We start from the raw sequence: 10,650 nt of genomic DNA on the forward strand, positions 1-10,650 counted from the left end.
ACATGGCCGCGGGATCCTTCGCCCGTGCGCCGCTTTTCCGCCTTCGCGACGCGCCATCGCGTCGTCGCCTCGATCCGACGGATGACGCCCCGATGCCGACGATGACGCGGACCACCGCCCTGCTGCTCGCCCTATTGCCGCTGATGCCGATGGCGACGCCGGCGCAGGAGGCACCGCCGCTCGGGATCGGCCTGGAAGGCTTCGCCTACCCGTATCCGGTGCGCTTCCTCGCGCTGTCGCGCGACGGCGAGGCCCAGCGCCTCGCCTACATGGACGTGGCGCCGACCGGCACGGCCAACGGCCGCACGGCGCTGCTGCTGCACGGCCGCAACTTCCCGGCGAGCTACTGGGCGCCGGTCGTCGCGGCGCTGACGGGCGCGGGCTACCGCGTGGTCGCGCCCGACCAGCTCGGCTTCGGCAAGTCCTCGAAGCCCATCGGCCCGTTCACCTTCGACGCGATGGCCGCCGACACCGTCGCGCTGCTCGATCACCTGGCCCTACGCCGGGTCGACGTGGTCGCCCACTCGATGGGCGGGATGCTGGCCGTGCGGTTGGCACGCAACGCCCCCGACCGGGTCAACAGCCTCGTCCTCGAGGCGCCGCTCGGCCTGGAGGATTACCGCTTCAGCGTGCCGCCCGTCGCCAACGACATCCTGCTCAAGCGCGAGGGCGAGCTCACGGCGGCCGCCTACCGCCGGCAGCTGATGACCAGCTACGCGCTCTCGCTGCCGGAATCGGCGATCGAGCCGTTCGTCGAGGTGCGCGAGCGGGTGAAGGGAGCGGGCGAGTATCCGCGCTGGCTGCAATCGTTCGTGAACTCCTACACCATGATCTGGGGCCAGCCGGTGGTGCACGAGATCCCGCTGCTCCCGATGCCGACCCTGTTCGTCATGGGCGGCGCCGACCACAACGCGCCGGGCAAGCCCTACGCCCCGCCGGACCTCGCCGCGAGGATGGGCCGCAACGCCGACAACGCGACGGCGCTGGCCGCGAAGATGCCGAACGGCCGGGCGATCGTGTTCGCGGGCATCGGCCACCTCGTCCACATGGAGGCGACCGACCGCTTCGACGCCGCGATGCTGGAGTTCCTCGACGGGCATTGACCGCCCGGTGTCGCGGCGGAGGCCCGCGAACGGAGGAAGGCCGGGCACGATGCCCGGCCTCGGAGCCGCCCCGGAAAGCCCGGCGGCTCAGGCGGCACGAACGGTGGCGAGGAAGCGGGTGACCTCCGCGCCCAGATGCTCCGACTGACGCGACAGTTCGGACGCCGAGGCCAGCACCTGCGCGGCCGCGGCGCCGGTCTCCTCCGAAGCCTGCGCGACGCCGGCGATGTTGCCGGTGACCTCGCTCGTGCCGGCGGAGGCCTGCGCGACGTTGCGCACGATCTCCTGGGTCGCCGCACCCTGCTCCTCCACCGCCGCCGCGATCGACGCGGCGACCGCGTCGATCTCACGGATGCGCGTCGAGATGGTCCCGATCGCCTGCACCGCCCCTTGCGTCGAGGTCTGGATCTGCGCGATCTGGCTTCCGATCTCGGCGGTGGCGCTGGCCGTCTGGTTGGCAAGCTCCTTCACCTCGGCGGCGACCACCGCGAAGCCGCGCCCGGCCTCGCCGGCGCGCGCCGCCTCGATGGTGGCGTTGAGCGCCAGCAGGTTGGTCTGCCCGGCGATGTTCGAGATCAGCCCCACCACGTCGCCGATCTTGGCGGCCGCCTGGCTCAGTTCGTGAACCAGGCGTCCGGTCTGCTCCGCTTCGGAGACCGCCGTCTGCGCGAGGTCGGCCGAGCCGGAGACCTGCCGCCCGATCTCCTGGACCGACGAGCCGAGCTCTTCCGCCGCCGCCGCCACGGTATTCACGTTGGAGGCCGCCTCCTCGGCGGCGGCCGCCACGGTGGACGATTGGCTGGCCGTCTCCCGGGCGGTCGCGGTCATCGTCTGGGCGGTGGCCTGCAGCTCGGTGGCGGAGGAGGACACCATGCCGACGATGCCGCCGACCGCCCGTTCGAACCCGTCGGCCAGCTCCGTCATGACGCGCTTGCGCTCGGAGGCCGCCGCCGCGTCGGCGATGCCCTTGATCTCCGCCTGCTCGGCGGCCTTCCGGGCAACCATGGCCGTGATGCCTTCGACGGCCCGGCCGACGGAGCCGACCTCGTCGCCGCGGCGCGCCTCGGCGATCTGCGCATCGATCTCGCCGTTTTCCATACGCCGGAGGACGACGACCAGCCGACCCAGCGGACGCGTGATGCCGACGATCGACACCAGGGTCGCGGCGACGAGGCCGACCAGGAGGCCGAGAGCGGCCAGCGCCGTCAGGGTGTAGCGCGTCGCATTCGTCTGATCGGTCAGAACGTCGGACTGATGCTCCATATAGGCGGCAATGTCGTGCGCGAGCCTGCTGCCTTCGTCCGTCATGGTGGCGAAGGTCGGATCGATGGCGCGGTGCACGAGGGCTATGGCGTCCGCGTTCTCGTTCGCGGTCCCGAGCCTGCGCACCTCGGTCACGTCCTTGAGGAACCGGTCGACCCGGGCGTTCTGCGCCTCGACGCGCGCGCCGAAGGCAGGCGCCTGCTCGCGGAGGTCGGCCAGCGCCTGCCGCATGTTGGGCAGCACCGCCTCGAAGCCCGCATTGGCGCTCTTGATCTGGGCCTCGTCGGTCTCGGCGATGATGCGGTAGACCCAGTAGTTGAGCTCGAACATCAGGCCGTTTGCCCGGCGCACGCTCGCGACGCCTTTCGCCTCGTGGACGATCAGGAGGCTGTAGGCGTCGTCGATCGTGGTCATGCGCGCCTGCGCATACCAGACGCACCCACCGACGACGACGGCGATCGATGCGATCACGGCAATGAGCTTCGGCAGGATTTTGATGTTTGAAAGACGGAGCATCGATCTATCCGATCACGTTGGACAGCCGAAGATCGCCCGAGATCGCTTAAATCGCGGTTAACCAATACTTCTGCAGATCTTGAGGCGGGCTTACGAATGCTCACGGGTTCGTGAGAAGATGCACGATCGACGCGATCGATGTCCGCATCGGCTCGATGCCGCCCGGCGCGGTCGACCGATCAGCCGGCTCCGAGGCGGCCCCGCCTGAGCAGGAACACCCCCTGCGCGCCGATCAGGTTCCAGAACCACCACGGCATCGAGAAGCGCATCGGCCGTCCGCGCGCGTCGAGCGCCGCCGCCTTCTCGATGTGGGCGTCGACCGCCCGGCACAGCTCGACGAAGTCGCGCATGGTGCAGTGGTGGATGTTCGGCGTCTCGTACCAGGCTTCCGGCAGGATCTCGGTGATCGGCATCCGCCCGCGGAAGGCGAGCTCGGCCCGCACCCGCCAATGACCGAAGTTCGGGAACGAGATCACCACCTGCCGGCCGATGCGAAGCAGGTGCTCCAGCACGATGCGCGGGTTGCGCGTCGCCTGGATGGTCTGGGACAGGACCACCACGTCGAACGCGTCGTCGGGGTAGTTCTCGAGGTCGGTGTCGGCGTCGCCCTGGATCACCGGCAGGCCGCGGGCGAGGCAGGCGTTCACGCCCTCGCGCGACAGCTCGATGCCGCGTCCGTCGACGCCGCGCCGGTCGCGCAGCAGCGCCAGCAGCGAGCCGTCGCCGCAGCCGATGTCGAGGACGCGCGCGCCGGGCGGCACCAGCCCGAGGACCACGAGGTGGTCGACGCGGGCGCCGCCGGATTCAGGCGTGCGCGGCAGGTCGTCCGCCGCCTCCCAGGGCGTGCCGGAGGCGGCGTCGCCGAAGGACAGGTCCTCGCGCCCGCTCACAGCCCGCGCGCCCGGGCGGCCGCGTCGATGAACCCGCGGGCCGCCGAGAACAGCGTCGGCTCGTCGAGGAGGAACGCGTCGTGGCCCTTGTCGCTCTCGACCTCGACGAAGGCGACCGGGGCCGAGGCTGCGTTCAGCGCGTGTACGATCGCCCGGGAATCGGCCGTGGGGAACAGCCAGTCGGAGGTGAACGAGATCACGCAGAACCGCGTCTTCGTGCCCTTGAAGGCGTTGGCGAGCACGCCGCCGTGGTCGGCGGCGAGGTCGAAGTAGTCCATCGCCCGCGTCAGGTAGAGGTAGGCGTTGGCGTCGAACCGCTCGACGAAGCTCAGGCCCTGGTGGCGCAGGTAGCTCTCGATCTGGAAGTCGGCGTTGAACGAGAAGGTCGGCGCCGAGCCGCCCTGGAAGCGCCGCCCGAACTTCCGGTGCAAGGCCGGCTCGGACAGGTAGGTGATGTGCGCGCCCATCCGCGCGACGCCGAGGCCCTTCGAGGGGCGCGTGCCGGCCTCGAGATAGCGACCGTCGGCCCAGGCGGGGTCGGCCATGATCGCCTGCCGGCCGACCTCGTGAAAGGCGATGTTCTGCGCCGAATGGCGCGCGCCCGTGGCGATCGGCATCGCCGCGAACACGCGCTCAGGGTAGAGCGAGGCCCATTGCAGCACCTGCATCCCGCCCATCGAGCCGCCGATGCACAGGAACAGGTCCGCGATGCCGAGATGGTCGAGCAGCATCGCCTGGGCGCGGACCATGTCGCGGATCGTGACCAGCGGGAAGTCGAGCCCGTAGGCCGAGCCCGTCGCGGGGTCGATCGAGGCCGGGCCGGTCGAGCCCATGCACGAGCCGATCACGTTGGAGCAGACGACGAAGTAGCGGTCGGTGTCGATCGGCTTGCCCGGGCCGACCAGCGTCGTCCACCAGCCGGGCTTGCCGGTGACGGGATGGGGGTGGGCGAAGTGCTGGTCGCCGGTGAGCGCGTGGCAGATCAGCACCGCGTTGGTGCGCGCGGCGTTGAGGGTGCCGGCGGTCTGGTAGGCGACCTGGAACGGCGCGAGCGCGGCGCCCGAATCCATGGTCAGCGGCTGCCCGGCCTCGAACCGCGCGACGAGCCCCGCCGGGTCGCGCGCCTGCGACGGCTCGCGGCTGCGGATCTCGGGCTCCGTCGCGGAGGCGGCCGTGACGGCCGTATCGAGGGGATTGTCCATGAGGCGTCTGGAAACGGCTTCTCGCGCGCCGAAGGGGCCGAAGGAATCGCGAGGCCGCCCGCTTCCCGCGCCCGCCGCTGCACCGGACGTAGTGTGCCCGCCGCCGAGCGTCAACGAAAGGGGCCGCCGGAAGGCCGTTCATCCGCCCTCCGTTGTCGATCGCACGGCCCTGCTGCGCTGGCCCTTCGGCGCGGCGGGCCGTAAACACGCGCGAGCAGCCCCGTCCTCAGCTTGTCGAACCATGCGCTTCCCCAAACGAGCCGCGCCGCCGATGGAAGACCTCGCCGCCCTCCGGGCCGAGATCGATCGGATCGACGCCGAGATGCACGCGCTGCTGATCCAGCGCGGCGGGATCATCGACCGGCTGATCGCGGTGAAGGGCACCTCGGCCTCGGGCTCCGCCTTCCGTCCCGGTCGCGAGGCCGCGATGATGCGGCGCGTCGCCGAGCGCCACCGCGGGCTGCTGCCGCTCGACACCGTCGAGGGGATCTGGCGGGTCATCATCGCGACGTTCACCTACGTCCAGGCGCCGTTCTCGGTGCATGCCGACATCTCCGCCGGCGATCCGGCGATGCGCGACTCCGCCCGCTTCCACTTCGGCTTCACCGTGCCCTACCGGCCCCACCCGACCTGCGCGGCGGTGATCGAGGCGGTGGCGGCCTCGCGCGGCGACCTCGGCATCTTCCGCTTCGACCCGCGCGCCGCCCAGGTGCCCGCGAAGGGGGCGGCGAAGGGAGAGGCCTGGTGGGAGGGCCTGATCGGCGCGGGCCGGCCGAAGGTGATCGCCCGGCTGCCCTTCATCGAGCGGCCGGCCCACCCGGCCGGCACGCCGGTCTTCGTGGTGGCCAAGCCCCTCGACGATCCGGCGGCGGCGCAGCGCGACTGGGTGCTGTGGGCGGTGCGTTGCGGCGCCTGGACGGAGGAGGCCGAGCGCGCCGTGCAGGGGCTCTACGGCGAGGTGGTGGCGCGGGCCAAGCCCAAGGGCGAGGTCGAGCGCCTGCTGCTGGCGGTGCCGGGCGGCGTCGGCACGCGCCAGCTCGCCGAGGCCCTGGATGGGGCGGGCGCGGCGGTATCGAGCCTCGACGAGACCGGCAGCCACGCGGCGCGGTTCCGGGTGTGAGGGCCGCCGGGCGCCCGATCCGGTCGTGCCCCGCTTCATCGCGGCGCGAAATGCTGTAGACGGGCGCCACCCGCGTTTCTTCTGCAGGCTGCGAACACCAATGTCCGCCTCTCCCCGTCTCCGCCCGGTGCCCCGTCCGGGCGTCCTGGCGATCGACCCCTACGTGCCCGGCAAGAGCGGGGCGCCGGGTCACGCCAAGATCCACAAGCTGTCGTCGAACGAGACGCCGCTCGGCCCGAGCCCGGCGGCGATGGCGGCGATGCAGGCGGCCACGGCCAAGCTCGAGAACTATCCCGACGGCACCTCCACGCTGCTGCGGACCGCCATCGCGGCGCGCTACGGCATCGACGCGGGCCGCGTCGTCTGCGGCGCGGGCTCGGACGAGCTGCTCTCGCTGCTCGCCTACGCCTATATCGGCCCCGGTGACGAGGGCGTCTTCTGCGAGCACGGGTTCCTGGTCTACCGCATCGCCATCCTGGCGGCGGGCGGCACCGCCGTGGTCGCTCCCGAGCGCGACCTCACCGCCGACGTCGACGCGATCCTCGCCGCCGTGACCCCGCGGACGAAGATCGTCTACGTCGCCAACCCCAACAACCCGACCGGCACCTACCTGCCGCTGGCCGAGGTGCGGCGCCTGCATGCCGGCCTGCCGGGCGACGTGCTGCTGGTCCTCGACGGCGCCTACGCCGAGTACGTCCAGGCGGACGACTACGCGGCCGGGCTCGAGCTCGCGCGCGACGCCGACAACGTCGTGATGACCCGCACCTTCTCGAAGATCCACGGGCTCGCCGCCCTGCGCGTCGGCTGGATGGTCGGGCCGGCCCACGTGATGGACGCGGTCAACCGCATCCGCGGGCCGTTCAACCTGTCCACCGCCGGCATGGCGGCCGGGGCGGCGGCGCTCGCCGACGAGGCGCACGCCGCGACGGCCGCCGCCCACAACGCCGAATGGCTGCCGCGGATGATCGCGGGCGCCCGCGCGCTCGGCCTGACCGTGACGCCGAGCGTGGCGAACTTCATGCTCGTGCACTTTCCCGACGTGCCCGGCCGCACGGCGGCCGACGCCGACGCCTTCCTGACCGGGCGCGGGGTGATCGTGCGCCGGGTGGCGGCCTACGGGCTGCCGAATGCGCTCCGCGTGACGATCGGCAGCATCGAGAGCAACGAGGCCTTCCTCGGCGCGCTCGGCGCCTTCGTCCGAGGCGACCATGCCTGAGGCCGCGCCGCTCGACTGCCTCGCCATCGTCGGCCTCGGCCTGATCGGCTCGTCGATCGCCCGCGGCGCCCGCCGCTACGGGCTGGCCGAGCGCATCGTCGCGATCGACGCGGACGCCGCCGTCCGCGCGCGGGTGCTCGATCTCGGCATCGCCGACGACGTCACCGGCGATGCCGCCGCGGGCGCGGCGCTGGCCGACCTCGTAATCCTGTGCGTGCCCGTCGGCGCCATCGGCCCGGTCGCCGCCGCGATGGCACCGCACCTGAAGCCGGGTGCCGTCGTCTCGGACGTCGGCTCGGTGAAGGCGTCGGTCGTCGCGGCCGTCACCCCGCACCTGCCCGACGGCATCGTGTTCGTGCCCGGCCATCCGGTGGCCGGCACCGAGTATTCCGGGCCGGATGCCGGGTTCTCGACGCTGTTCTCCGGCCGCTGGTGCATCCTGACCCCGCCGGAGGACGCGCCCGAGGCCGCCGTCGCGCGGGTGCGCGCGCTGTGGCAGGGGCTCGGCGCCGTCGTCGAGACGATGACGCCGGAGCACCACGACCTCGTGCTCGCCATCACCAGCCACGTGCCGCACCTGATCGCCTACAACATCGTCGGCACCGCCGCCGACCTCGAGCAGGTGACGCAGTCCGAGGTGATGAAGTTCTCGGCTGGCGGCTTCCGCGACTTCACCCGCATCGCCTCCTCGGACCCGACGATGTGGCGCGACATCTTCCTGAGCAACCGCGAGGCGGTGCTGGAGATGCTCGGGCGCTTCAGCGAGGACCTCTCGGTGCTGACCCGCGCGATCCGCTACGGCGACGGCGCGGCCCTGCACGACCTGTTCACCCGCACCCGCGCGATCCGCCGGGGCATCGTCGCGCAGGGGCAGGAGACGGCCGAGGCCGATTTCGGCCGCGCGCGCGCGGCCGAGGGCGTTCCCAAGGCGGGGTGACCCGCGATCCCGGTCGCCCGCCTTGCCGCCGGCGCGCCGCCATGCTGGAACGGCCGTCATGACCGTGATGACGCTTGCCGAGACCCGCGACTTCCTCGACCGGGAGTTCCCGCAGATGCAGGCGGGCGGGCGCGCCTACTGCCTGGAGGCCGTCGGCCCGCTGACCGCGCGGATGCGGCTCGACGGCGACGCGCGCTTCCTGCGCCCGGGCGGCACGCTGTCCGGCCCGTCGATGATGGCGCTGGCCGACTATGCGTTCTACGCGGCCATCCTCGCCCAGATCGGCCCGGTGGCGCTCGCGGTGACCACGAGCCTGACCTTCAACTTCCTGCGCAAGCCCGCGGGGCTGGTGCTGATCGCCGACGTGACGCTGCTGAAGCTCGGCCGGCGCCTCGCCGTCGGCGAGGTGCGGATCACGGCGCCGGGCTCGGACGACCTCGTCGCCCAGGCGAACGGCACGTACTCGATCCCGCCGCGGTGAGGGCCTACCGATCCGCGTAGCGGGACCACAGCATGACGCCGAAGCCGACGGCGACCGCCATCAGCGGCGCGACGACGAAGGCCACGATCTGAATGTCGGCCATGGCTGCAGCCTTCCACGAATGATGCGCGCGCACCCGTGGAGGGCGATGCTCGCAAGGAAGAAGATCGCGATGCCTCCCGACAGCGTCAACGCCGACAGGTTGGACCGTCCCGAAACCCCGAAGACGGTCGCAACGAGCGCCGCGACCACGCCCGCGGTGAACAGGCCGCCCGCGGCGGTGTTCAGGTAGGCGGCGGAGAGCTTGATCCGCTCGTTCGGAACGAGGCTTACGCCGCGCTTTCGCGGCCCTCCGCGAGCCGCGCCGCGTAGCGCGCGATCAGGTCGACCTCGAGGTTCAGCCGGTCGCCGGCGCGGCGCTCGCCCCAGGTGGTGACCTCCAGCGTGTGCGGGATCAGCAGGACCGAGAAGGTGTCGCCCTCGACCGCGTTGACGGTCAGCGACGTGCCGTCGAGGCAGACCGAGCCCTTCTTGGCGATGAAGTGGGCGACCCCGGCGGGCGCCCGCAGGGTGAACCGTTCGCTCGCGCCCCAGGCGCCGGCGGTGACGGTCTCGCGGGCGAGGATCTCGGCGACGCCGTCGACGTGGCCGGTGACGAGGTGGCCGCCGAGCTCGTCGCCGATCTTCAGCGAGCGCTCCAGGTTGATTCGGGTGCCGGCCTCCCACCCGCCGACCGTGGTCAGCGCCAGCGTCTCGGCGGCGGCGTCCACCGCGAAGACGCAGCCGCCCTCGGCCGGCTCGATCAACACCGCCGTGAGGCAAGGGCCGGAGCAGGCGATCGAGGCGCCGAGCGCGATCGTGGCCGCATCGTAGGCGGCGCGGATCGTGAGGCGGCGCATCCGTGCATCGCCCGAGACCGAGAGCACCGTTCCGACGTCGCTGACGAGACCCGTGAACATCGCTTAAGCCTCACTCCGTTCGTAGGTCACGGCCCGGTCCGCCCCGAGGTCGAGGGACTGGGCGATCCGGAACCGTCCGCTCTCCAGCGCCTGCCCGAGATGCGGGCCGACCGCCGGCAGGCCGCCCTGCGGACCGCAGGTGCCGGGCCCGGTGATCAGGGTGCAGGAATCCACGAGATCGGCCTCGGTCAGCGCGTCGGCAAGGTGAGGGCCGCCCTCGCTGCAGAGCCGCGTCAATCCGCGCTCGCCGAGCATCGCCAGCGCCGCGTGCAGGTCGACCCGCCCGCGCGCGTCGGCGGCGACGCGCACCACCGCGACGCCGAGCGATTCGAGCATCCGCTTGGCATGGGCCGGGGCGCTCCGCGTCGTCACGACCAGCGTCGGGACGTCGTGGGCGCCGCGCACGAGCACGCTCGACGGCGACAGCCGCAGCTGCGAATCCAGCACCACCCGCAGCGGCGAGCGACCGCCGAGGCCGGGCAGGCGCACGGTGAGCGAAGGGTCGTCGGCGCGCGCCGTGCCGATGCCGATCAGGATCGCGTCGGCATGGGCCCGCCACAGGTGCACCGCGCCGTCGGCGATCGCGCCGGTGATGCGCAGGCGCGCCGTGTCGGAGGCGGCGGCGAACCCGTCCCGCGTCCGGGCGAGCTTGAGGTGGAGGTGGGGCCGCCCGTGGGTGATCCGCGCCACGTGCCCGGCATGGTCGCGCCGGGCCTCGGTGCCCAGCAGCCCGGTCTCGACCCGGATGCCGGCCGCCCGCAGGAGCGCGTGGCCGCGGCCGGAGACCCGCGTGTCGGGATCCTCCATCGCGCTAACGACCCGCGCGATGCCTGCCGCGACGATCGCGTCGGTGCAGGGCGGCGTGCGGCCGTGATGCGAGCACGGCTCCAGCGTGACGTAGAGGGTCGCGCCCCGGGCCGCCGCGCCGGCATCGGCGAGCGCCAGGGGCTCGCCGATGCCGGC

10 protein-coding genes are annotated in these 10,650 nt (G+C 72.4%); 5 read left to right on the forward strand and 5 right to left on the reverse strand.

Translation table 11 applies throughout. From position 1 onward, the window contains the following. Window positions 1-101 precede the first annotated feature (101 nt). Window positions 102-1,103 carry an alpha/beta fold hydrolase gene (locus FV230_RS03740; RefSeq protein ID WP_147841318.1) on the forward strand — a complete coding sequence of 334 codons (1,002 nt, stop codon included), beginning with the start codon at window positions 102-104 and terminating at the stop codon, window positions 1,101-1,103. Window positions 1,104-1,190: 87 nt separating this feature from the next. Here FV230_RS03740 and FV230_RS03745 read toward each other — a convergent pair whose 3' ends face one another. The 3 genes from FV230_RS03745 to FV230_RS03755 all read right to left on the reverse strand — a co-directional run bounded on the left by FV230_RS03745 (window position 1,191) and on the right by FV230_RS03755 (window position 4,974). Further along, window positions 1,191-2,882 carry a HAMP domain-containing methyl-accepting chemotaxis protein gene (locus tag FV230_RS03745; RefSeq protein ID WP_147841310.1) on the reverse strand — a complete coding sequence of 564 codons (1,692 nt, stop codon included), beginning with the start codon at window positions 2,880-2,882 and terminating at the stop codon, window positions 1,191-1,193. A 179-nt stretch (window positions 2,883-3,061) separates the two neighbouring features. Beyond that, window positions 3,062-3,772, reverse strand: a complete 711-nt coding sequence (gene metW / locus FV230_RS03750; protein ID WP_147727140.1) for a methionine biosynthesis protein MetW — start codon at window positions 3,770-3,772, stop codon at window positions 3,062-3,064. Beyond that, window positions 3,769-4,974 carry a homoserine O-acetyltransferase gene (locus tag FV230_RS03755; RefSeq protein ID WP_187274668.1) on the reverse strand — a complete coding sequence of 402 codons (1,206 nt, stop codon included), beginning with the start codon at window positions 4,972-4,974 and terminating at the stop codon, window positions 3,769-3,771. Before FV230_RS03755 ends, metW begins: the two co-directional genes overlap by 4 nt. Window positions 4,975-5,215: 241 nt before the next feature. Here FV230_RS03755 and FV230_RS03760 point away from each other — a divergent pair, with 241 nt between their 5' ends. The 4 genes from FV230_RS03760 to FV230_RS03775 all read left to right on the forward strand — a co-directional run bounded on the left by FV230_RS03760 (window position 5,216) and on the right by FV230_RS03775 (window position 8,728). After that, window positions 5,216-6,094 carry a chorismate mutase gene (locus tag FV230_RS03760; protein ID WP_147727141.1) on the forward strand — a complete coding sequence of 293 codons (879 nt, stop codon included), beginning with the start codon at window positions 5,216-5,218 and terminating at the stop codon, window positions 6,092-6,094. A gap of 100 nt (window positions 6,095-6,194) precedes the next feature. Next, window positions 6,195-7,310, forward strand: a complete 1,116-nt coding sequence (locus FV230_RS03765) for a histidinol-phosphate transaminase (protein ID WP_147841311.1) — start codon at window positions 6,195-6,197, stop codon at window positions 7,308-7,310. Beyond that, window positions 7,303-8,247 (forward strand): prephenate/arogenate dehydrogenase family protein, encoded by a 945-nt coding sequence (locus FV230_RS03770; protein WP_147841312.1) that lies wholly within the window; start codon window positions 7,303-7,305, stop codon window positions 8,245-8,247. The genes FV230_RS03765 and FV230_RS03770 overlap by 8 nt, the downstream gene beginning before the upstream one ends. Window positions 8,248-8,305: 58 nt before the next feature. Next, the gene (locus FV230_RS03775) at window positions 8,306-8,728 is read left to right on the forward strand and encodes a PaaI family thioesterase (protein ID WP_147841313.1); all 423 of its coding nucleotides are present in this window, start codon (window positions 8,306-8,308) and stop codon (window positions 8,726-8,728) included. Window positions 8,729-9,057: 329 nt separating this feature from the next. On the opposite strand, the gene FV230_RS03780 is transcribed toward FV230_RS03775, so the two are convergent. Next, the gene (locus FV230_RS03780) at window positions 9,058-9,687 is read right to left on the reverse strand and encodes a riboflavin synthase (RefSeq protein ID WP_147841314.1); all 630 of its coding nucleotides are present in this window, start codon (window positions 9,685-9,687) and stop codon (window positions 9,058-9,060) included. Between the two features lie 3 nt (window positions 9,688-9,690). Further along, the coding region (gene ribD, locus FV230_RS03785; RefSeq protein ID WP_281408249.1) for a bifunctional diaminohydroxyphosphoribosylaminopyrimidine deaminase/5-amino-6-(5-phosphoribosylamino)uracil reductase RibD at window positions 9,691-10,650 on the reverse strand (960 nt) is incomplete at its 5' end.

The organism is Methylobacterium sp. WL6 (genome assembly GCF_008040095.1).
Lineage (GTDB): Bacteria > Pseudomonadota > Alphaproteobacteria > Rhizobiales > Beijerinckiaceae > Methylobacterium.

Coding starts and splice junctions, on each gene's coding strand:
- FV230_RS03740 (WP_147841318.1), top strand. CDS start 102: ATGACGCGGACCACCGCCCTGCTGCTCGCCCTATTGCCGCTGATGCCG.
- FV230_RS03745 (WP_147841310.1), bottom strand. CDS start 2,882: ATGCTCCGTCTTTCAAACATCAAAATCCTGCCGAAGCTCATTGCCGTG.
- FV230_RS03755 (WP_187274668.1), bottom strand. CDS start 4,974: ATGGACAATCCCCTCGATACGGCCGTCACGGCCGCCTCCGCGACGGAG.
- FV230_RS03760 (WP_147727141.1), top strand. CDS start 5,216: ATGCGCTTCCCCAAACGAGCCGCGCCGCCGATGGAAGACCTCGCCGCC.
- FV230_RS03765 (WP_147841311.1), top strand. CDS start 6,195: ATGTCCGCCTCTCCCCGTCTCCGCCCGGTGCCCCGTCCGGGCGTCCTG.
- FV230_RS03770 (WP_147841312.1), top strand. CDS start 7,303: ATGCCTGAGGCCGCGCCGCTCGACTGCCTCGCCATCGTCGGCCTCGGC.
- FV230_RS03775 (WP_147841313.1), top strand. CDS start 8,306: ATGACCGTGATGACGCTTGCCGAGACCCGCGACTTCCTCGACCGGGAG.
- FV230_RS03780 (WP_147841314.1), bottom strand. CDS start 9,687: ATGTTCACGGGTCTCGTCAGCGACGTCGGAACGGTGCTCTCGGTCTCG.